Annotated in this window: 21 protein-coding genes and 3 pseudogenes; 12 read left to right on the plus strand and 12 right to left on the minus strand. The window is 59.8% G+C overall.

All coding sequences use genetic code 11. From position 1 onward, the window contains the following. The first annotated feature begins 62 nt into the window (after positions 1-62). Entirely contained in the window at positions 63-329 is a 267-nt protein-coding gene (locus ALO64_RS04390; RefSeq protein WP_044343722.1) for a DUF2790 domain-containing protein, read from the plus strand. Between the two features lie 83 nt (positions 330-412). Here ALO64_RS04390 and ALO64_RS04395 read toward each other — a convergent pair. After that, a pseudogene (locus tag ALO64_RS04395) lies at positions 413-1,987 on the minus strand (sigma-54-dependent transcriptional regulator). Positions 1,988-2,252: 265 nt separating this feature from the next. On the opposite strand from ALO64_RS04395, the gene phhA reads away from it, so the two are divergent. The 4 genes from phhA to ALO64_RS04415 all read left to right on the plus strand — a co-directional run bounded on the left by phhA (position 2,253) and on the right by ALO64_RS04415 (position 5,414). Further along, positions 2,253-3,050 (plus strand): phenylalanine 4-monooxygenase, encoded by a 798-nt coding sequence (gene phhA / locus ALO64_RS04400; protein WP_044343721.1) that lies wholly within the window; start codon positions 2,253-2,255, stop codon positions 3,048-3,050. A 35-nt stretch (positions 3,051-3,085) separates the two neighbouring features. Then, a complete protein-coding gene (locus tag ALO64_RS04405; protein WP_003369864.1) occupies positions 3,086-3,442 on the plus strand; it encodes a 4a-hydroxytetrahydrobiopterin dehydratase in 357 nt (118 codons plus the stop codon). Positions 3,443-3,896: 454 nt separating this feature from the next. Beyond that, positions 3,897-4,076, plus strand: coding sequence for a hypothetical protein (locus ALO64_RS04410; protein WP_002554448.1), 180 nt, complete (start codon positions 3,897-3,899; stop codon positions 4,074-4,076). Positions 4,077-4,214: 138 nt separating this feature from the next. Beyond that, positions 4,215-5,414, plus strand: coding sequence for an MFS transporter (locus ALO64_RS04415; RefSeq protein WP_005731364.1), 1,200 nt, complete (start codon positions 4,215-4,217; stop codon positions 5,412-5,414). A 145-nt stretch (positions 5,415-5,559) separates the two neighbouring features. Here ALO64_RS04415 and arfB read toward each other — a convergent pair whose 3' ends face one another. The 8 genes and pseudogenes from arfB to ALO64_RS04455 all read right to left on the minus strand — a co-directional run bounded on the left by arfB (position 5,560) and on the right by ALO64_RS04455 (position 12,677). Continuing rightward, positions 5,560-5,973, minus strand: a complete 414-nt coding sequence (gene arfB, locus ALO64_RS04420; RefSeq protein WP_005731363.1) for an alternative ribosome rescue aminoacyl-tRNA hydrolase ArfB — start codon at positions 5,971-5,973, stop codon at positions 5,560-5,562. 31 nt (positions 5,974-6,004) lie between these two features. Then, positions 6,005-7,414, minus strand: a complete 1,410-nt coding sequence (locus ALO64_RS04425) for an amino acid permease (RefSeq protein ID WP_005731361.1) — start codon at positions 7,412-7,414, stop codon at positions 6,005-6,007. Positions 7,415-7,685: 271 nt separating this feature from the next. Beyond that, a complete protein-coding gene (rluB, locus tag ALO64_RS04430; RefSeq protein ID WP_005781848.1) occupies positions 7,686-8,912 on the minus strand; it encodes a 23S rRNA pseudouridine(2605) synthase RluB in 1,227 nt (408 codons plus the stop codon). 184 nt (positions 8,913-9,096) lie between these two features. Further along, positions 9,097-9,298, minus strand: a pseudogene (locus tag ALO64_RS23805) (DUF1289 domain-containing protein). Between the two features lie 271 nt (positions 9,299-9,569). After that, a complete protein-coding gene (gene scpB / locus ALO64_RS04440; RefSeq protein WP_044343719.1) occupies positions 9,570-10,337 on the minus strand; it encodes an SMC-Scp complex subunit ScpB in 768 nt (255 codons plus the stop codon). A gap of 15 nt (positions 10,338-10,352) precedes the next feature. Next, a complete protein-coding gene (locus ALO64_RS04445) occupies positions 10,353-11,051 on the minus strand; it encodes a segregation and condensation protein A (protein ID WP_170947370.1) in 699 nt (232 codons plus the stop codon). A gap of 119 nt (positions 11,052-11,170) precedes the next feature. Continuing rightward, on the minus strand, positions 11,171-11,800 hold the full coding sequence (locus tag ALO64_RS04450; protein WP_002554456.1) for an L-threonylcarbamoyladenylate synthase: 630 nt from the start codon (positions 11,798-11,800) through the stop codon (positions 11,171-11,173). Positions 11,801-11,813: 13 nt separating this feature from the next. Beyond that, a complete protein-coding gene (locus ALO64_RS04455; protein WP_004659686.1) occupies positions 11,814-12,677 on the minus strand; it encodes a PHP domain-containing protein in 864 nt (287 codons plus the stop codon). A gap of 65 nt (positions 12,678-12,742) precedes the next feature. Between ALO64_RS04455 and ALO64_RS04460 the strand changes: the two genes are divergently transcribed. From ALO64_RS04460 to ALO64_RS04485, 6 genes and pseudogenes are all read left to right on the plus strand, one after another. Next, the gene (locus ALO64_RS04460; protein ID WP_044343718.1) at positions 12,743-13,339 is read left to right on the plus strand and encodes a septation protein A; all 597 of its coding nucleotides are present in this window, start codon (positions 12,743-12,745) and stop codon (positions 13,337-13,339) included. A 1-nt stretch (position 13,340) separates the two neighbouring features. Then, on the plus strand, positions 13,341-13,640 hold the full coding sequence (locus tag ALO64_RS04465; protein WP_002554459.1) for a YciI family protein: 300 nt from the start codon (positions 13,341-13,343) through the stop codon (positions 13,638-13,640). Between the two features lie 143 nt (positions 13,641-13,783). Continuing rightward, entirely contained in the window at positions 13,784-14,197 is a 414-nt protein-coding gene (locus tag ALO64_RS04470) for a translation initiation factor 2 (RefSeq protein ID WP_044321131.1), read from the plus strand. Positions 14,198-14,204: 7 nt separating this feature from the next. Next, positions 14,205-14,882: a response regulator transcription factor gene (locus tag ALO64_RS04475; protein ID WP_002554461.1), complete on the plus strand. Its 678-nt coding sequence runs from the start codon at positions 14,205-14,207 to the stop codon at positions 14,880-14,882. Between the two features lie 109 nt (positions 14,883-14,991). Beyond that, a complete protein-coding gene (locus tag ALO64_RS04480) occupies positions 14,992-15,477 on the plus strand; it encodes a Spy/CpxP family protein refolding chaperone (protein WP_003369834.1) in 486 nt (161 codons plus the stop codon). A gap of 86 nt (positions 15,478-15,563) precedes the next feature. After that, a pseudogene (locus ALO64_RS04485) lies at positions 15,564-16,903 on the plus strand (ATP-binding protein). Here the strand turns inward: ALO64_RS04485 and ALO64_RS04490 are convergent. Then, entirely contained in the window at positions 16,900-17,460 is a 561-nt protein-coding gene (locus ALO64_RS04490; protein ID WP_002554464.1) for a nitroreductase family protein, read from the minus strand. The pseudogene ALO64_RS04485 and the gene ALO64_RS04490 overlap by 4 nt on opposite strands. Before the next feature lie 173 nt (positions 17,461-17,633). Between ALO64_RS04490 and ALO64_RS04495 the strand changes: the two genes are divergently transcribed. Further along, entirely contained in the window at positions 17,634-19,088 is a 1,455-nt protein-coding gene (locus ALO64_RS04495) for a TrkH family potassium uptake protein (protein ID WP_005731353.1), read from the plus strand. Positions 19,089-19,243: 155 nt separating this feature from the next. Here the strand turns inward: ALO64_RS04495 and ALO64_RS04500 are convergent, their stop codons facing one another. Together ALO64_RS04500 and ALO64_RS04505 are read right to left on the minus strand one after the other, a co-directional pair. Further along, positions 19,244-20,791, minus strand: coding sequence for a DHA2 family efflux MFS transporter permease subunit (locus ALO64_RS04500; protein WP_044343717.1), 1,548 nt, complete (start codon positions 20,789-20,791; stop codon positions 19,244-19,246). 63 nt (positions 20,792-20,854) lie between these two features. Beyond that, entirely contained in the window at positions 20,855-22,063 is a 1,209-nt protein-coding gene (locus ALO64_RS04505) for an HlyD family secretion protein (RefSeq protein WP_044343716.1), read from the minus strand. Positions 22,064-22,105: the final 42 nt, after the last annotated feature.

Genomic DNA, 22,105 nt, shown 5'->3' on the forward strand with positions numbered 1-22,105 from the left:
TTGATCGGAGAATCCCTAAAAACGTGATGCGGACGCGCTCACTTTCAAAAAGGTAAAACACAATGAAAGCTTTATTAGTGACATTGGCACTGTGCGGTGTCAGCAGCTTCGCCATGGCCGAAGAATCGCAGACCAAAGTTGCTGCCCAGCAATCCCGTGTCGAGCAATACACGTATGGCACTCATCTGGATATCGCCCGGGTTATTTCCATCAGCCAGATCCCCAATGTCTGCGAAGTGGTCCCGGCGCGCATGGTCTATGAAGACTCGCAAGGCGCAAGGCACACCATGAGCTACCAGGTGATGGGCAGCGGCTGCAGTAACGGTTGATGCTTTTCGCTGTTGCGACCCGTGCTCGACGCCTCGCAGATATTGATTGCGGGGCGTATACACGAGCGTTGATTGCCGGGCGGTCAATCAGCGGATTGTTGATCGGCTGCGTGCCGGTCTGACTCACGCCCCAACTCATAGCCACGCAACTTGTTGGCAATGGTTGTATGTGACACCCCCAGGCGTTTGCCCAATTGGCGACTGCTGGGATATTGCGCATATAAATGTTCCAGCACCGATTTTTCGAAACGCCCGATAATAGCGTCCAGCCCCCCTTCCAGAGACACGTCGCTCAGCCCTGGCCGCACACCATAATCCGGCAAACGAATATGCTCGGCCTGCACCTTGCTGCCGTCACACAGCGATACAGCCTGAAACAATACATTTTCCAATTGCCTTACATTTCCGGGCCAGTGGTACTGACTCAGGCGCTTGATGGCAGCCGGCGCAATGCCTGGTAACGGGCAGCCGATCTGGCGGCTGGCGTGATCCAGAAAGTGCTCCACCAGCGGCTCAAGACCGTTCAGACAATCGCGCAACGGCGGTATGTGCAGCGACAGCACATTGAGGCGATGGTAAAGGTCCTGCCTGAAGACCCCTTGGGCGCATAGCTCCGACAGGTCGACCTGGGTCGAACACATCACACGCACATCGAGAAACATGTCCTCGTCGCTGCCGACCCGGCGAAAGCTGCCGTCCTGAATGAAACGCAGCAGCTTGGCCTGCATTCGCGCACTCAGCTCACCCACACCATCAAGGAACAGCGTGCCGCCTGCTGTCAGCTCCAGCAACCCGAGCCGGCCTTCCGCTCGCGCGCCCTCGAACGCACCGGGGTCGTAGCCGAACAGCTCAATCTCGGCCATGGACTCCGACAGCCCGGCACAGTTGAGCGCCATCAGCGGTGACTGGCCACGCGGGCTGGCAAGGTGGCAGGCACGGGCCAGCAATTCCTTGCCGGTGCCGGTTTCGCCCTCGATCAGCAGCGGCGCATCGAGTGGTGCCATGCGCCGCGCCTCGCGGACCACCGCAGCCATGACCTTCGAACTCTGAAAGATGCTGTCAAAGCCGCGTAACTCCTAGATGCGCTCACCAACCCGATCAGCGCGGTGCAGGGTCAATACAGCCCCGGCCATGGCTTCGCTGTCATCGTGCTCCGATTGCAACGGGGCGATGTCGGCGAGAAACACATCGCCGCGCACCTTGACCCGCAGACCATTGATCCGCGACTGGCTGGCCCGCACCAGCTCAGGCAGGTCGAAATCCTCGGCATAGCGCGACAACGGCATCCCCGGCACTTCATCGACCCGCACGCCCAACAACTGCGCGGCTGCACGATTGGCTGCGACGATTGCACCGGCCATGTCGATGGACAGCACAGGGAACTCCAGCGCGCCGAGCAAGGCGTTAAGCTCCATGTGCCGACGCTCGCTGGGCATCAGCCCAACGCGCTTGACGCCGAATACACCGGTGATCGCCTCAAACTTCGGGCGCAGGGCCTGAAACTGCAGATTGATCAGGTTCGGGCAATGCAGATAGATAGCGTCGCCATGCTCGCCCCCCACTTCACCACGCGCCACGTTGACGCCGTAGGCCACCAACAGATCGAGAATATCGCGAAGAATGCCGATCCGGTTCTGGCAATGCACCTTGATGCGCATGAGTCATCGCCCCTGTGAGGGTAGTTTTTTGTGAGGCAGCAAAATTAATGTCAACAATACGTTACGCATTCACACTTCGCGAGCGACAGAATGGCTGATTTCAGGCCCCGCCTATCGTAATCGTAAACTTTTCGTTACGGACCAGTGATCAAATCCTCGCGCCACCCCGCTCACAGCCGCTGACGTACCTTCGAAACCGGGTTATTCCTGACCACAGGCTTTGACAAGAACACTTTAAAAACAGCAGCCTTTCGAGGACATCAGCATGGCCCAGACGCTTTACATGGCACGCGAGCCGGACGCTTCGGGTTTCATCGATTACACGGCGGACGAACATGCGGTATGGAACACCCTGATCACCCGGCAGATGACCATCATCGAAGGGCGTGCCTGTCAGGAGTATCTGGACGGCATCGAACAACTGGGCCTGCCGCTCGATCGCATCCCTCAGCTAGGCGAAATCAACAAGGTTCTGGGCGCGACCACTGGCTGGCAGGTCGAGCGAGTGCCCGCGCTGATCCCGTTCCAGACGTTCTTTGAACTGCTGGCCAGCAAGCGCTTCCCGGTGGCGACGTTTATTCGCACCGAGGAAGAACTGGATTATCTTCAGGAGCCGGACATCTTTCACGAAATCTTTGGTCACTGCCCGCTGCTGACTAATCCTTGGTTTGCCGAATTTACCCATACCTACGGCAAACTCGGCCTGAGCGCGAGCAAGGAGCAACGTGTATATCTGGCCCGGCTGTACTGGATGACCATCGAATTTGGTCTGGTCGATACACCACAGGGACGGAAAATCTACGGCGGCGGTATTCTTTCTTCGCCAAAGGAGGCGGTTTACAGTTTGTCATCAGCCCCCGAACACCAGCCTTTCGATCCGCTTGAAGCGATGCGCACACCGTATCGCATCGACATTCTGCAACCGCTGTACTTTGTCCTGCCGGATTTGAAGCGTCTGTTCGATCTGGCGCAGCAAGACATCATGGCGCTGGTCGGGCAAGGCATGCTGTTGGGCTTGCACGCTCCCAAATTTCCACCTAAAACCAAAAGCCACGCCGCTTGACCCTCGGCCCGCTATCCGAAAAGGACCCTCTGCTTATGACCACCTTGAATCAAGCTCACTGTGAAGCCTGCCGTGCCGACGCGCCGCAGGTCAGCGAAGCCGAATTGCCGGAACTGCTCAAGCAGATCCCGGACTGGAACATCGAGGTCCGCGACGCGGTGATGCAGCTGGAAAAAGTGTTTCTGTTCAAGAATTTCAAATGGGCGCTGGCGTTCACCAACGCGGTGGGCGAAATTGCTGAAGCAGAAGGCCATCACCCGGGCCTGTTGACCGAGTGGGGCAAAGTGACCGTGACCTGGTGGAGCCACTCGATCAAAGGCCTGCACCGCAACGATTTCATCATGGCCGCGCGCACTGACGAAGTGGCCAAGGATGCAGAAGGCCGAAAATAAAATGTTCAATGGGCCGCGGACCCTGCTCACGCGGTCTGGCCCAATGAAATCAAGCTCGTCAGCGCCTCGCGAGATAAAAAGCCGGGCAGTAAAAAAGCCATTTTGTTTCACAATCAGGGCAATCGGGGTAAAAAAATATCCTGATTGTCATTTTCGGTGGGGTATCCTGCGCAGGCTTTTTTAAAGCACGGTTCTATCTGCAACCCCTTGCGAGGAGCGACGACGATGCATGAAATCCCTAACTTCCCACCAGGCCAACAGGAACCACCACAGTCGACCCTGGCTCAACAGGAGCTTGGTCAACCTGTCGCAATGAAAGCAGCACCCTCGGCTCAAGACAGCCAGAAAGCCGGAAGCAAAGACTGAAGGCGATTGTTTTCAGGCGTATCGAAAAACGGTTCTGCCGATTTTCAATACGCCTGGAAAACCAGTAACAGGCAAACAGCAGATTTTTATGAGCGACTTCACTGAAACGCAAGCCAATGCCCTGATTGGCACCGCCGAGAAAATGATCGAAATCTGGTCACGCCTCAGCCCGGAAAAACAGAGCGCCCTGCTCGCCCGTTTCGGTACTCAGGAAAACGCCTTGGCCGCCCTCGTGACCACACAGCTTGTAGCCCCGGCAAACAAATAATCCTCCATTCGCCGTTTATTTCACTTCGTTGCACCTGCATGACGCGATGCGTCGGTATGATAAGCACTTCGAGAGCTTGCTAAGGGTTTTTCCCTGCCCGCTCGAACGCCATACCCGCACAGAATGAAAGCCTGCCCCATGCCCGAGACACAGCAAACCACGCCGCAAACTCCTATGGCTGTTACCCAGACCGTCATTTCCATTGTGATGTTCACGTTTATCGGCTACCTGAATATCGGTATTCCGCTTGCCGTACTGCCAGGCTACGTCCACAGCGATTTAGGCTTCGGCGCGGTTATCGCAGGCCTGGTGATCAGCGTGCAGTACCTGGCGACATTGATCAGTCGACCATGGGCGAGCCGTATCATCGACAATCTGGGCAGCAAGAAAGCCGTGCAGATCGGCCTGACCGGCTGCGGACTGAGCGGTGTGTTCATGCTGGTGCCGGTCTGGCTGGACAGCTGGCCGATGGCGAGCCTGGTGATTCTGCTGATTGGCCGGGTGATTCTCGGCAGCGCGGAAAGTCTGGTAGGTTCGGGCTCGATTGGCTGGGGCATCGGCCGGGTCGGCGCGCAGAACACTGCCAAAGTGATCTCCTGGAACGGTATCGCCAGCTACGGCGCTCTGGCCATCGGCGCACCGCTGGGTGTCTGGATGGTTGACTCACTCGGGTTGTGGACAGTAGGTGTCAGCATCATGCTGCTCTGCGCACTGGGCCTGTACCTGACCTGGCACAAGCAGGCCGCACCGATTGTGCCAGGTGAACGGCTGCCCTTCATGCACGTACTGGGGCGAGTGTTTCCACACGGCATGGGCCTGGCGCTGGGCGGCATCGGCTTCGGCACCATCGCCACCTTTATCACCCTGTATTACGCGAGCAACCACTGGCCGAATGCGGCGCTGTGTCTGACCCTGTTCGGTGGCAGCTTCATCGCGGCGCGCCTGCTGTTCGGCAACCTGATCAATCGTCTGGGCGGCTTTCGGGTAGCGATTGTCTGCCTGTCAGTGGAAAGCCTGGGGTTGTTGCTGCTGTGGATGGCCCCCACTCCGGAGCTGGCACTGGCTGGCGCGGCGTTGACCGGTTTCGGGTTCTCGCTGGTGTTTCCCGCACTGGGCGTGGAAGCCGTCAATCTCGTCCCTGCCTCCAGCCGGGGCGCTGCGGTCGGCGCTTATTCGCTGTTCATCGACCTGTCCCTGGGCATCACCGGCCCACTGGCAGGCGCGATTGCCGCAGGCTTCGGCTTTGTCTCGATCTTCCTGTTCGCGGCGCTGGCGTCACTTACCGGGCTGGCGTTGAGCGTCTATCTGTACAAGCAGGCGCAGGTATTGCGCCACTGATGATCGGTTCCGGTCAGCTTTCCCACGATCCAGAAAGGCATGCGACGCAGAGCGTCGCACGATATTCGGGCTGATCGTTCCCACGCTCCAGCGTGGTAACGCCGTTCTGGACGCTCTGCGTCCGATCTTGAAGGGCCAGCCGTACTCAGAAATCCACTTTCCCGCGTCCGGCCTTGATCGAGCCGCGTTTGCTCTTGGACTCCAGGCGGCGGGTCTTGGAACCCAGGGTCGGCCGTGTCGGGCGGCGTTTCTTTTCGACTTTGGCGGCGTTGACGATCAACTCGCTCAAGCGCAATAACGCGTCGGCGCGGTTCTGTTCCTGAGTGCGGTATTGCTGGGCCTTGAGCACGATCACGCCATCTCTGGTGATGCGGCTGTCACTCAACGCCAGCAGCCGCTCCTTGTAGAACGGCGGCAGCGACGAGGCGTTGATGTCGAAACGCAAATGCACGGCGCTGGAGACCTTGTTGACGTTCTGACCGCCCGCGCCCTGGGCGCGAATGGCCGTCAACTCGATCTCGGCGTCCGGCAGATGGACATTGTTGGAAATCACCAGCATCGGGGCATCTTCTTTTCTGCTCCAGGCACGGTTATTTACCAGTCTCGGCATTCATGACAACGCTACGCCTGTTCTTGGCTCGATAACACACCCACATGACCGCCAGCCAGACCGGTATCGCGTAAACCGATATCTGGATGCCGGGAATCATCAGCATGATGCCGAGGATAAACAGCACAAACGCCAGACACACGTAGTTACCGTAGGGATACCACAGCGCCTTGAACAGCGGCACTTGGCCGGTACGGTTCATGTGCTGGCGGAATTTCAGATGCGAATAGCTGATCATCGCCCAGTTGATGACCAGGGTGGCCACTACCAGCGACATCAACAGCTCCAGCGCCTGCTGCGGCACGAAGTAATTGAGCAGAACCGCCACCACGGTCACCGCGGCAGACGCAAAGATAGCCTTGACCGGCACCCCGCGCCTGTCGACCTGCGCCAGCGCCCTGGGCGCATCGCCCTGCTCGGCCATGCCTACCAACATGCGGCTGTTGCAATAAGTGCCGCTGTTATAGACCGACAGCGCTGCAGTCAGTACCACGAAGTTCAGGATATGCGCCGCCGCATCGCTACCCAGCATCGAGAACACCTGCACGAACGGGCTGCCGCTATAGGAGTCACCCGAGGCATTGAGGCTGGCCAGCAGGCTGTCCCAGGGTGTCAGCGACAACAGCACCACCAGTGCGCCGATGTAGAAAATCAGAATGCGGTAGATGACCTGATTGATCGCCTTGGGGATCACGGTCTTCGGCTGTTCGGCCTCGGCAGCGGTGAAGCCGAGCATTTCCAGGCCGCCAAACGAGAACATGATGATTGCCAGCGCCATGACCAGCCCGCCGACACCATTGGGAAAGAATCCGCCGTGTTCCCAGAGGTTGCTGACCGACGCCTGCGGGCCGCCACTGCCACTGACCAGCATGTAACTGCCCAGCGCGATCATGCCGATAATCGCCACCACCTTGATGATCGCGAACCAGAACTCGGTCTCGCCGAACACCTTGACGTTGGTCAGGTTGATGGCATTGATGAGAATGAAGAACGCAGCCGCTGAAACCCAGCTCGGGATGTCCGGCAGCCAGTAATGAATGTACTTGCCGACAGCAGTCAGCTCCGACATACCGACCAGGATGTACAGCAGCCAGCAATTCCAGCCGGACAGGAACCCGGCGAAACCGCCCCAATAATTGTGGGCAAAATGGCTGAACGACCCGGCGACGGGTTCTTCGACGATCATCTCGCCAAGCTGGCGCATGATCATGAAGGCGATGAAGCCGCAGATGGCATAACCGAGAATCATCGACGGCCCGGCTGATTTCAGCACGCCCGCCGAGCCGAGAAACAAGCCAGTGCCGATAGCGCCGCCCAGAGCAATCAGCTGAATGTGCCGATTCTTCAGACCGCGCTTCAATTCACCCGAGGGTGCAGTTGTTTCACTCATTCGATAGCTACCTGATTGTTCTTGTTCTGTGACCGGAAAGGAACTGCCGCGCTTGTGACGCAACAGAATTGCAGCACCCCGGACGGGTGATCCGAAGTATTGAGCAGCAATGATTCACAGAAAAAAGCGCGGCATTGTACACCTGCATCCAGGTTGAGGTTTGAAACAGGGAAATGAATGCAGCGGGGCTGTATGACAAGGTTTTTCACATCGCCAAAAACGACAACGCCAGCCCTGGGGGCTGGCGATGCCATTCATTCACACCACAGGATCACTCAGGCTTGCGACGACCGAAGCCTGGACGCTGACCTGAACCTGCCGGTGGACCGCGACGCTTGCCTGACGGCGCATCGTCGTTGACCAGCTTGATGCCGACACGCTTTGGCCCAGGCTTGGCCGGGCGCTTATTCATCTCGCTCGGACGCTCGGCGACCGGTGTGCCACGGCTGTTGTCTGCCGGACGCGGTGCACGAGAACCGGGCTTGCCCGAGTCCTTGCGCGGCGAAGGACGCTGCGTGGAGTCGCCGCCACGCGGACGATCACGTTCGCTGCCGGTAATTTGCGGCTGACGCGGTGCGCGGTCGCCAGTCGCCGGAGCGCCAGCAGCCGGACGCAAGGTGCGAACGCGCTCGCCTTTGCCCAGAGGGCGCGACGATTGACGCTGCAGACGTTCCATCTTGTCTTTGGTCTTGGCATTCATCTGCGGCTGGGCCACAGGTTGCAGACCGACTTCGGCAGCCAGAATGTCGACTTCGTACTGGCTCATTTCGCGCCAGCGGCCCATCGGCAGGTCGGAGTTGAGGAACACCGGCCCGTAACGCACGCGCTTCAGACGGCTGACCACCAGCCCCTGGGATTCCCAGAGACGGCGCACTTCACGGTTACGACCTTCCATTACCACGCAGTGATACCAGTGGTTGAAACCTTCGCCGCCTGGTGCCTGCTGGATGTCGGTGAAACGTGCCGGACCGTCTTCAAGAATCACACCATTCTTGAGGCGCAGCAGCATGTCGTCATCGACTTCGCCACGCACACGAACCGCGTATTCGCGGTCCATTTCAAACGACGGGTGCATCAGACGGTTGGCGAGTTCACCGTCAGTGGTGAACATCAGCAGACCGGTGGTGTTGATGTCGAGACGGCCGATGTTGATCCAGCGACCCTCTTTCGGGCGCGGCAAACGATCGAACACGGTCGGACGACCTTCAGGGTCGTCACGGGTGCAGATTTCGCCATCGGGCTTGTTGTACATGATCACGCGGCGAACCGTTTCGGCTGCTTCTTCGCGCTTGATGACGCGACCATCGACACTGATGGCGTCATGCAGGTCGACGCGTTGACCGAGGGTCGCGTCCTTGCCATTGACCTTGATGCGGCCTTGGGTAATCCAGGCTTCTACGTCACGGCGTGAACCCACGCCAATGCGCGCCAGAACCTTCTGCAGCTTTTCGCCTGCGGGTCCGATTTCCTGGCTGTCCTGCTTGTCTTTTTCACTCATCTGGGCACCTCCCGGTGTGTCGAATCAGGGCTGGCCGAGAACCGGCAAGACCTGTGCCCGGCACGCTGTGGATAGCGGCAGGGCGAAATACTTGAAAGCCCGGGCGACACTTGATCGCCGAGGGTCGGCCATCATACGCCCCTGCGTCGGTTTACGCATCCAGCGTCAGTGGCAAATGCCCGAATCACTTCTTCTTTTTACGACCGGCGGTCTTGAGCTTCGCCAGCCGCCTGGCAGACTCCTCGAGTACCGTGCGCTTGTCATCCTTGTCGAGTTTCTTCCAGGCCTTGATTTCCCGCTTGCTGCGGCCACAGCCCAGGCAGATATCATCATCGAACTTGCACAGGCTGATGCAGGCTGATGCAGGGGTTCTTGGTCGAACTCATGGGCAGCGGGTCTCATGGCGAGGGATATAGTTTGTGACTCTGGTCAGGCATATGAATTCGACCGAAGTGCGCTGCACGCTCCAGGACGAGGTATCAAGAGGACGCAGAACGCTCATGGCTACATACAGGTCTTGTGGGAGCGAGCTTGCTCGCGAAAGGGCCCTTACAGAATCCGAAAATAGCGAGCCTGCACCATCGCCTTCGCGAGCAAGCTCGCTCCCACGAGACTTGTGTATCACGCTGAACGCCTCAGCGTGGGAGCGATAGTCAATCAGACCTCATCGTCGCCTTTGTAGTCTTCAGGCTCTGGCTCCGCCCGCAGCAGGTCGTCGAAGTCGGTCTTGAGGCCTTGCTCCATCGAATCCAGTTCCACCAGCAGGCTGCGGAAGCTGGTTTCGTCGCGAGGTGCTTCGGGTTCCGCTTCCGGATCGAGGCTGGCGTCGGCCAGGGCCTGCAGGTGCGCCGGTACGGGGGCGTCTTCGAAATCCAGGACCGGCTCGGTTTCCATCTCGCGCAGGTCGGCCAGCGGCGGCAGCTCGTCCAGGCTTTTGAGGTTGAAGTGATCCAGAAAACCCTTGGTGGTGGCAAACATCGCCGGCTTACCGGGCACGTCACGATAGCCCACCACCCGAATCCACTCGCGTTCCAGCAGGGTCTTGACGATGTGGCTGTTCACCGCAACACCGCGCACGTCTTCAATTTCGCCCCGCGTGATCGGCTGGCGATAAGCGATCAAAGCCAGGGTTTCCAGCATGGCGCGGGAGTAACGCTGCGGCCGTTCTTCCCACAACCGTCCGACCCAAGGGGAGAACCGGTCACGAATCTGCAGGCGATACCCCGAAGCGACTTCCTTGAGTTCGAAAGCACGCCCCTCGCAGGACTTACGCAGCACCTCCAGCGCTTTTTTGAAAATCGGCGGTTCGGGACGCTCGCCCTCTTCGAACAGCTCATACAGCCGCTCCAGTGTCTGCGGCTTTCCGGAGGCCAGCAGAAAGGCTTCAAGCAACGGGGCCAGTTCACGCGGTTCGTTGAGGTTCATGGGTGTGTTCTTGCTCTACTCGGCTCGCGCCCGGACATGGATCACCGCAAAGGGCTCGTTTTGGACCAGCTCGACAAGGGATTCCTTGACCAGCTCCAGCACCGCCATAAATGTCACGACCACACCCAAACGCCCTTCTTCTGCGGTAAACAGCTCGGCGAACGGTACAAAACCGCTGCCCTTGAGACGTTCCAGCACGTCGCTCATGCGCTCACGCGTCGACAGCGCCTCGCGGCTGACCTGATGGCTTTCGAACATGTCGCCGCGGTGCAGCACTTCGGCCATCGACATCAGCACTTCTTCAAGACTGACATCCGGCAGCAACTTGCGCGCACGGGCTTCGGGGGCGTCCAGTTTCGGTACGATGACATCGCGGCCGACCCGGCTCAGGCCGTCAATACCTTCAGCAGCGGCCTTGAAGCGCTCGTATTCCTGCAGGCGGCGAATCAGCTCGGCGCGCGGGTCGCCCTCTTCCTCTTCGACTTCCGCCGAGCGCGGCAGCAGCATGCGCGACTTGATCTCAGCCAGCATGGCGGCCATGACCAGGTATTCGGCCGCCAGCTCCAGGCGCACGGTTTTCATCAACTCGACGTAACCCATGTACTGCTTGGTGATCTCGGCCACGGGAATATCGAGGATATCGATGTTCTGTTTGCGGATCAGGTACAGCAGCAGGTCGAGCGGCCCCTCGAACGCTTCAAGAAAGACCTCCAGCGCATCGGGCGGAATGTACAGGTCCAGCGGCATCTGCGTGACCGCACGCCCGTAGACCAGCGCGAACGGCAGCTCCTGCTGGGCGTCTGCCTGGCTGTCGACTGCCTCGACGACGGTCATTAAGCGCGTTCACCGAACGGCGTTGGATCACCGCAGCCAACCCGAACCACTTCGGGCTCTCCGCCAGCCAGGTTGATGACTGTGGACGCCGAAATACCGCCGATCCCGCCATCAATGATCAGGTCCACCTGATGCTCGAGAATCTGGCGCATCTCGTAGGGATCGCTGAGCGGCACAGTGTCACCCGGCATGATCAGGCTGACGCTCATCAGCGGCTCGCCCAATTGCTCGAGCAAGGCCTGGGCAATGGGGTGGCTCGGCACGCGCAGGCCGATGGTGCGGCGCTTGGGGTGCAGCACCAGGCGCGGCACCTCGCGAGTGGCGTTGAGAATAAAGGTGTACGGCCCCGGCGTGTGCGCCTTGAGTGCGCGGAAAGCGCCGGTGTCGACCTTGGCAAAAAGCCCCAGTTGCGACAGGTCGCAGCACATCAGGGTGAAGTTGTGCTTGTCGTCCAGCTGACGCAGACGGCGGATACGCTCGATGGCGCTCTTGTCACCGATCTGGCAACCCAGCGCATAGGACGAATCTGTCGGGTACACCACCAGCCCGCCGGCTTTTATGATTTCCGCGGCCTGTTTGATCAGGCGCGGCTGCGGGTTTTCCGGATGGACCTGGAAAAATTGACTCACGGTAACTTCCTGTTCAGACGGCGGCAGTAGGCTGTTCATGTTTGAATCTGCACCACAAAGGCGGTAGATCTTCAGGCACGGGACGATAAGTGCCGATCTCGCCCCAGTTGCCAGGACCGTGGAAGTCGCTGCCGGCAGTAACCAGCAGACCGAACTCGCGTGCAAGGATGGCAAGGGTCCCAACCTGATCGGCAGGCTGCATGCCATTGACCACTTCTATGGCGTGCCCACCGGCCTGGACGAAATCGCCGACCAGTTTACGCCGTTTACTGCGAGTAAAGTCATAATGTGAAGGATGCGCGAGGCTGACCCATGCACCCGATGCCCGCAAGGTGGCGACGGTTTCTTCCAGCGTTGGCCAGTGCTGCTTCACATCGCCCAGTTTGCCAGCACCCAGCCATTTGCGAAACGCCTCGGCGCGGTCCTTGACGAAACCTGCGCGCACCATGAAGTCAGCAAAGTGTGGACGCGCAGGCGCATTACCGCTGTCACCCAGCTCCTGCTGGATCGCGCGAGCGCCTTCCAGCGCGCCAGGCATACCTTTGATCGCCAATTTGCGGCTGATTTCTTCAGCACGCAGCCAGCGTCCCTCATGCAAACGGCTGATAGCTTCAGTCAGCGCCGGGGCCTGGGTATCGAATCCATAGCCCAGAATATGGATGGTCGCACCGCCCCAGGTGCAGGACAGCTCCACCCCGTTGACCAGCTGCATGCCCAATGAATGCGCTGCCGCGCGGGCTTCTTCAAGCCCTTCGAGGGTGTCGTGGTCGGTCAGCGAAAGGACGCGCACGCCGTTTTCATGAGCACGGGCAACCAGTGCCGTGGGCGAGAGCGCCCCGTCGGAAGCGGTGCTGTGGCAGTGCAGGTCAACATTCATAGTGGTGCTTTCGTGTTCATTGATGTTTGTTATTATGCCGCCACATCCTGCTTCTGGCTGCCATTGTGAAACAATTCATCGACTTCATCCCGCTGCTCCTGTTTTTCATCGTTTACAAAACCGAGCCGCGTGCCGTGGATATCCTCGGCAATACCTATATGGTAGGCGGCATTTTCAGCGCAACGGCGATGCTGATCATCAGTTCGGTGGTGGTCTACGGCATTCTTTACCTCAAACAGCGCAAGCTGGAAAAAAGCCAGTGGCTCACACTGGTCGCCTGTCTGGTGTTTGGCAGTCTGACACTGGCCTTCCACAGCGAAACCTTCCTGAAATGGAAAGCCCCGGTGGTCAACTGGCTATTTGCCGTGGCTTTCGCCGGCAGTCATTTCATCGGTGACCGCCCGCTTATCCAGCGCATCATGGGCCACGCATTGACCCTGCCAGCGTCGATCTGGACCCGGCTCAACATCGCCTGGATCGTATTCTTCCTGTTCTGCGGCGCGGCCAACCTGTACGTGGCCTTCACCTATCAGGAATTCTGGGTCGACTTCAAAGTATTCGGCAGCCTGGGCATGACCCTGATCTTCCTGGTCGGCCAGGGGATCTACCTGTCACGCCATCTGCACGACACCGCACCCAATACGACCAAATCCGAGGACTGACATGCTCTACGCAATCATCGCCACCGACGTCGAAAACTCGCTGGAAAAACGCCTCAGCGTGCGCCCGGCACACCTTGAGCGCCTAAACGCGCTCAAGGATGAAGGCCGTCTGGTGCTGGCCGGCCCACACCCGGCAGTCGACAGCAACGACCCGGGGGCTGCCGGTTTCAGCGGCAGCCTGATCGTGGCCGAGTTTGAATCGCAAAGCGCCGCCAAGGCGTGGGCCGAAGCCGATCCATATGTTGCGGCAGGCGTTTATGCCAATGTCGTGGTCAAGCCATTCAAGCTCGTCCTGCCCTGATCACCTCCTCTGACACCCTTACGCGCTCTGCCTCAACCGAGCCAGAGCCGTATTGAACCCCGCCTCTTGCTCATCCTTCCTGACACCCTGCCGATACCCTGCTCAATGTGCGAATTTATATGGCTCGGTAAAAGGGAGTTCAGATGCGTTCAGGTACGTGGTGTCTGTTGGCAGTTTTGATGGCGACGGGGTTTCAGGTGAACGCCGAGACGGTCAATGAGAGCGGCGCAGTGCAGCCTTTGCACCTGCCCAGCCCCGCCAATCAGATTGCCGACCTTCAGTTGCGGCTCAAGGACAGCGAGCGTCAGCGCGACGAGCTGACACGGCAGTTGCAAAACGTCGATCCGGAACGCGACAACGCCTTGTTGACACGTTTGCGCCAGGAGAACCAAAAGCTCAAGTTGCAGCTCAAAGAAGCACTGTCGGCAGCGCCTCCTCGCTTGCTGACCGAGCAACAACAATGGTTCATCGCAGGCGGTGGCGTTGCGATGTTCGCCCTTCTGTGCGGTATATTGGTCAGCGGTTGGCGTAGGCAACGTCGGCAGTGGCTAAATTGAGTGAGTCATGAGCGAGCTGTTACTAATTGATGATGATCAGGAGCTGTGCGAACTGCTGAGCAGTTGGCTGAGCCAGGAAGGCTTTCAGGTGCGCGCCTGTCACGACGGGGCCAGTGCGCGTCAGGCTCTGGCCGATGCAGCTCCGGCGGCCGTGGTGCTGGACGTGATGCTGCCTGATGGCAGCGGCCTGGAACTGCTCAAGCAATTGCGCAATGACCACCCGGACCTGCCGGTGGTCATGCTCTCGGCACGCGGCGAACCGCTGGACCGCATTCTGGGCCTTGAACTGGGCGCTGATGACTACCTGGCAAAACCCTGCGACCCGCGTGAGCTCACCGCCCGCCTGCGCGCCGTGCTGCGTCGCAGTCACCCAGTGGCGTCGTCTACGCAACTGGAACTGGGTGACCTGACCTTCAGCCCGATGCGCGGCGTGGTCAGTGTCGACGAAAAGGAACTGACCCTCACCGTCTCCGAAAGCCGTCTGCTTGAAGCACTGATGCGCCAGCCCGGCGAACCACTGGACAAGCAGGAGCTGGCGCAACTGGCGCTGGGCCGCAAACTGACGCTCTACGACCGCAGCCTGGACATGCACGTCAGCAACCTGCGCAAGAAAATCGGCCCTCACGCTGACGGTCGTCCACGCATCGTCGCCCTGCGCAGCCGCGGCTATTATTATGCTTTGTAAGCAACTGCCCCCTTACACAAGCTTTACCAAGCGCTGACTGCGCTTGACCTTGATCTCCCTAAACTGGGCTCATCGGCATCGAGCCGCACTAGAGACAAGGAGAAACACCATGCGCAAGACCCTGATCGCTTTGATGTTCGCCACTGCCCTGCCGACCATTGCCATGGCCGCACCACCAGCGCCACCTGCCGGTGGCCCGGATGCTGACGCACCTGCCATGCACATGGATCGCGATGACCGCGGCCCTGGCCCTGGCCCACGTATGGATCGCGGCCCTGGCCCGATGGGACCGATGGCCGAGCTGGACCTGACACGTGAACAGCGTCAGCAGATCGAACGCTTGATGCGCGAGCAACGGCACGAGCGCCGCGAAATCACTCAGAGCTACCTGGAAAAAATGCCTGCTGCCGACCAGAAAGCAATGCACGACGAAATCGAAGCCAAACGCTCCAAGACCGACAGCGAAGTTCGTGCACTGCTGAGGCCTGACCAGCAGAAGCTGTTTGACGAAATCAAGAAGAAAGAAGATGAGCGTCGCGCCGAATGGGCCGAGTTCAAGGCCTGGAAAGCAGCAAAAGCGGCAAAAACGCTGTAATCATCAGGCCTCGCGGCCCGATAAGCTGAACACAACCCGGCATGCACGCGCATGCCGGGCTTTTTTACTGAGACCGAGGAAATCCTGTGCGTTCATTGTTCTGGCGAATCCTGGCCAGCTTCTGGCTGGCCATTGCTCTGGTGGGAGGCCTGTCGGTGCTCGTCGGGCACATGCTCAATCAGGACGCATGGATTCTCAATCGTCATCCGGTGCTCAACTCACTGCCGGAACAATGGACACAGCGCTTCGAGGAAAAGGGCGCGGATAACGCTCAGGATTTCCTTCAGGACATCAAACGACGCAATCGTATCGACGTTCAGGTGCTCAGCGACAGCGGCGAGCCTATGGTGCGTGGCACTTTCCCGCCGCGCTGGAAGCCCGACAGCAGGCCGACGAGGATCAGGGCCGCAAACTGCCCTGGCGCCGCCTGGCCACTAAATACAGCAGCCCGAAAACCGGTGAAACGTACCTGTTCATCTACCGCGTTCCACACCCGGAGCTCGACGAGTGGCATCGCCAGAGCCTGATGTGGCCGCTGAGTGCGCTGGGCATTGCACTGGTGGTGCTGACCCTTTTCAGCCTGTTCGTGACACTCTCGATCACCCGACCGCTGAGCCGTCTGCGCGGCGCCGTGCATGATCTGGGGCAGACCAGCTATCAACAGCACAGCCTCGGCCAACTGGCCAATCGGCGTGACGAATTCGGCGTACTGGCCACTGACTTCAACCGTATGGGCGCACGCCTGCAAAGCCTGATTGGCAGCCAGCGGCAGCTATTGCGTGATGTGTCACATGAACTTCGTTCGCCACTGGCCCGGCTGCGTATCGCCCTGGCGCTGGCTGAACGTGCGGAGCCTGCCGAGCGGGAAAAGCTCTGGCCACGGCTGGGTCGTGAATGCGACCGGCTGGAGGCGCTGATCAGCGAGATTCTGGCCCTTGCGCGCCTCGACGCCGAGCTTCGCGGCCCTGAGCCCGTCGACCTCGAAGCGCTGCTGCAGCGCCTGAAGAACGACACCCAACTGGACGGTATCGACCAGAACATTCGCGTCGAGGTGCAGGACAACCTGCAGCTCAAAGGCTGGCCGGACATGATCGAACGTGCGCTGGACAACCTGCTGCGCAACGCGCTGCGCTTCAACTCCACCGGTCAGCGCATCGATCTGCAGGCAACTCAGGTCGGCGATTACGTCCGTCTGAGCGTCCGCGATCATGGCCCGGGGGTTGCCGACGAACATCTGGCACAACTGGGCGAGCCGTTTTACCGCGCCCCCGGCCAGACGACGCCGGGACACGGCCTGGGGCTGGCGATCGCCAAACGCGCAGCGGAACGGCATGGCGGCAGCCTGATACTGGGCAATCACCCGGACGGCGGCTTCATTGCCACGCTGGATCTGCCCAGAGAACCGCTCAGCTCATCATCTGTTTAGCCTTGCCACTCGCTGACAAACCCGCCAACGTCGACTTTCGGGGCTTCGCGCGGCGGGTTCTGCGGGGTGCCGAGGTATAGAAAGCCAATCACCTCTTCGTCGGCCTCAAGCCCGAACCCTTTGGCGACGTGTGGCGTATAGCACAGCTCACCCGTCCTCCAGACCGCGCCGACACCCAGTGCATATGCCGCCAGCAACACGCCGTGGGCGGCGCACCCGGCGGTGATCAGTTGTTCCGAACGCGGAACCTTGAAATGGTCTTGCAAGCGAGCGATCACCACCACGACCAAGGGTGCGCGCAACGGTCCCAGACGGGCCTTTTCCAGCGCCTGCGGGGTAATCTCACCGCTACTTTGCTGCAGCGCTTCCACCAGCAGCTCGCCCATGCGCTCACGGGCCGGGCCTTCGACGGTCAGGAAACGATAAGGCTTGAGCTGTCCATGATCCGGTGAGCGCAGCGCCGCACCGAACATGATTTCCCGCTGCGCAGCGTCCGGGGCCGGGTCGACCAGTCGTGGAACCGATACACGATTGAGCAAAACGTCGAGCGCCTGCATGGACTGTCTCCTTGAAAAGTGATCGAGCATTCTAGAGCCTGTTTACCGTCAATAACGAGTGCGACGGACAATTCCTTACCCACTCTGTCGAACCCTGCCCTTGGCTGCACTGGTTTACATGCCTTCAAGCGCGGGTAGAATGGCGCCTTCCCTCACACCCGCCCGAGCCATTCATGTCGTTGCCGACCTTTCGCATCATCGGTTTCATTATCGGCATCTTCCTGATCACCCTGGCTGTCGCCATGATCGTGCCTATGGCTACGCTGGTCATCTACGACCGTTTCGAGGACCTGCGCGAGTTCCTGTGGGCCAGCGCCATTACCTTTATCGCCGGCCTGGCGCTGGTGGTGCCCGGACGCCCCGACAACGTCCAGTTGCGCCCGCGGGACATGTACATGCTGACCGTCTCCAGCTGGATCGTGGTGTGCATCTTCGCCGCCCTGCCCTTTCTGCTGACCCAGCACATCAGTTACACCGATTCGTTCTTTGAAAGCATGTCAGGCATCACCGCCACCGGTTCCACCGTGCTCAGCCATCTGGACAGCATGTCACCGGGCATTCTGATCTGGCGTTCGATGCTGCACTGGCTTGGCGGTATCGGCTTCATCGGTATGGCCGTGGCGATTCTGCCGTTGCTGCGCATTGGTGGCATGCGCCTGTTCCAGACCGAATCGTCGGACCGCTCGGAAAAGGTCATGCCCCGCTCGCACATGGTGGCCAAGTTCATTGTGCTGGCCTATGTCGGCTTTACCGCGCTGGGCAGCGTGGCCTTCTGGGCGGCGGGCATGAGCCTGTTCGATGCGATCAACCATGCGATGTCGGCCATTTCCACGGGCGGGTTCTCTACCTCCGACCTGTCGCTGGCCAAGTGGCCGCAGCCTGCGGTGCATTGGGTCGCGATTGTGGTGATGATCCTCGGCAGCCTGCCCTTTACCCTGTATGTCGCGACCCTGCGCGGTAATCGCAAGGCGTTGATCAAGGATGAGCAGGTGCAGGGGCTGATCGGGCTGCTGTTGGTCACCTGGCTGGTAATGACCGTCTGGTACGCCAACACCACCGACCTGCCGTGGACCGAGGCGCTGCGTCACGTGGCCCTGAACGTGACGTCGGTGGTGACGACTACCGGTTTTGCACTCGGTGACTACAGCCTGTGGGGCAACTTCTCGCTGATGCTGTTCTTCTATCTGGGTTTCATCGGCGGCTGTTCGGGCTCGACGGCGGGCGGGGTGAAGATCTTCCGCTTTCAGGTCGCCTATATCCTGCTCAAGACCAACCTTAATCAACTGATTCACCCACGCGCGGTGATGAAGCAGAAATACAACGGCCATCGACTGGACGACGAAATCGTTCGCTCGATTCTGACCTTTTCGTTTTTCTTCACCATCACCATCTGCCTGATCGCATTGATGTTGTCGCTGCTCGGGCTGGACTGGATGACCGCACTGACCGGGGCTGCCAGCACTGTGTCCGGTGTAGGGCCGGGGCTGGGAGAGGTGATTGGGCCTGCGGGCAACTTCTCTACCTTGCCCGATGCTGCCAAGTGGATTCTCTCCGGCGGCATGCTGCTCGGCCGCCTGGAGATCATTACCGTGCTGGTGCTGTGTGTGCCGGCGTTCTGGCGGCATTGAGGTCTGCTTCGCTTATTCGCGAAGACGGCATTTGATTTATCGTTCCCAAGCTCCGCGTGGTAATGCAGTCGCACTCTGCGTCGTCAGTGCCATCGCGGTTTAAAAGCGCCCTGGGGCGGTTTGGCCAAGGCTCGGTTCAGCCAGGCGCATAGCAACTAGTGCCCGCCCCCCGCCGCTGCCCCCGCCTTGGCGCCAAACGGCGGTTTGGCCAGCCAGACCAGCAGTATCAGCCCCGCGAATACCCAGCCCAGCAGGTAGAAATAATCCACCGTGGACATCATGTAGGCCTGCGCGTTTAGGGTGCGTTCCAGCTGTGCGTAGGCCTGCGGGCTCGCGCCGCCCAGGCTGTCGAGGGCATGCCGGGTTGTCGGGTCGAAAGTGCTGATGTTTTCACTCAGATAGGCATGATGCTGGTTGGCGCGACGGATCCAGATCCAGGTGGTCAGCGACGCCGCAAAGCTGCCGCCCAGGGTGCGCAGGAAGGTCGCCAGCCCCGAGCCGTCGGCGATCTGATTGGGTGGCAGGTCGGACAACAGAATGCTCAGGGTCGGCATAAAGAACAGCGCCACACCGATGCCCATGAACAACTGCACCATCGCCACGTGCTCGAAATCCACGTCAGTATTGAAGCCGGCACGCATGAAACAGCTCAGCCCCATCGCCAGAAACGCCAGCCCTGCCAGCAGACGCAAGTCGAACTTGTGCGCGTACTTGCCGACAAAGGGCGACATCAGCACCGGCAGGATGCCAATCGGCGCGACGGCCAGCCCCGCCCAGGTCGCGGTGTAGCCCATCTGGGTCTGCAACCACTGCGGCAGAATCAGGTTGATGCCGAAGAAGCCTGAATAGCCGCCGATCATCACCAGCGTACCGATACGGAAATTGCGGTAGGCAAACAGCCGCAGGTTAACGATCGGGTGCTTGTCGGTCATTTCCCAGATCACGAAGAAGACCAGCGCAACCAGCGAAATCAGCGAACCGAAGATGATGAAGTTCGACTCGAACCAGTCCAGATCATTGCCCTTGTCGAGCACTATCTGCAACGCGCCGACACCGACAATCAAGGCCAGCAAGCCGATGTAATCCAGCGGTTGATGAGCGGTGCTGACCGGCCTTTTAGCCATCTGCGAACGCACCACCAGCACAGCGAACAGGCCGATGGGGATGTTGATAAAGAAAATCCACGGCCAACTGTAACTGTCAGTGATCCAGCCACCGAGGATCGGCCCGGCGATAGGCGCAACCACCGCCACCATCGCCAGCAATGCCAGCAATGCCAGCACCATGCCCCTTTTCGCCGGAGGATAAACCGCGATCAGCAATGTCTGGCTCATCGGATACAGAGGACCGGCCACCATGCCCTGCAACGCCCGGAACCCCACCAGTTCCGGCATGGACTGGGAAATACCACACAAAAACGACGCCATCACGAACAGAATGGTTGCCCACAGAAACAGCTTCACCTCACCAAAGCGGCGACTGAGCCAGCCGGTCAGCGGCAAGGCAATCGCGTTGTTGACTGCGAACGAGGTAATCACCCAGGTGCTCTGCTCGGAGCTGACCCCCAGGTTGCCGGCGATGGTCGGCAACGCCACGTTGGCAATCGTGGTATCGAGCACCTGCATGAAGGTCGCCAGCGACAGACCGATGGTGCACAGCAACAGGCTTGGCGGGGTAAAAGAAGCGGGGGCGTTGTTGCTCATCGCAAATCCCTGAAGACGAGTGCGACACCCCGGCCAAGTGGCCGGGGTTCACGGATTGGCGGTTCAGCGCTGAACGGCAGTCTTGCCACTGGAAGCACTGTTCTCGTGAATCAGACGGGCGATCAACGCATCAGCGTCGGCCAGCTGCGCGGCGTAAACCTGAGTGCTGAAAGCGGCCTGCTTGCGCGGCTGTTGCGCCAGCACCGGACCGCTCTGGTCATGCAGATTGACCTCGACGGTGGTCGACAGACCGATGCGCAACGGATGCTTCGCCAGCTCTTCAGGGTTGATATGTACACGAACCGGCACACGCTGGACGATCTTGATCCAGTTACCCGTCGCGTTCTGTGCCGGCAACAGCGCAAAGGCACTGCCGGTGCCTGCGCCCAGGCTGTCGATGGTGCCGCTGTACTTCACATCGCTGCCATACAGGTCGGAGCTGATCTCCACCGGTTGACCGATGCGCATCTTGCCCAGTTGGGTTTCCTTGAAGTTGGCATCGATCCACAACTGATCCAGCGGGATCACAGCCATGGTCGCGGTGCCCGGCTGGATGCGCTGGCCCAGTTGCACGCTGCGCTTGGCCACATAACCGGTGACCGGCGCTACCAGCGTACTGCGTGCATTGGCCAGAAAGGCCTGACGCAACTGGGAGGCAGCAGCCTTGACGTCGGGATGTGAAGAAACAACCGTGTCATCGACCAGCGCCACGCTGGTGCTCAACTGCTGCTGAATGTTGTTCAACTCACTTTGCGCGCGGGTCAGGCTGTCTCTGGAATGCGACAGCTCTTCCTGGGAAATCGCCCCGCCCGCAGCCAGACTGCGCCGACGGTTGTAGTTCTCCTGAGCGGTCTGCACGGCGGTGCGCTGCGCAGCCAGTTGTGCCTTCATGCCATCGACATTGCTGTACAAACCACGCACCTGACGCACAACCTTACCCAGATTGGCCTCGGCGCTTTGCAGCGAAACTTCGGCATCGCTCGGGTCGAATTTGAGCAACACCTGCCCTTCGTGCACCAGATCCCCGGCGTCGGCACCAATGCTGATAACGGTTCCGGTAACCAACGGGGTGATTTCGACGACATTGCCATTCACGTAGGCGTCGTCGGTCTCTTCGCTCCATTGGCCGTAAAACTCGTACCAGGCCCAGATGGCCAAACCAAGAATCACGACGATGACGGCGAGCCCGATCAGCAGGAACTTGCGCTTGCCGGGCTTCGGCGTTTGCTGCGAGGACGGGGCAGATGTGTTTTCAGTGGCGGCAGTGGCCATGGCAGTTACCTTTTTATCAGCGAAGCGGCGAGACAGGAACGA

This window comes from Pseudomonas meliae (assembly GCF_001400515.1).
Classification (GTDB): domain Bacteria; phylum Pseudomonadota; class Gammaproteobacteria; order Pseudomonadales; family Pseudomonadaceae; genus Aquipseudomonas; species Aquipseudomonas amygdali.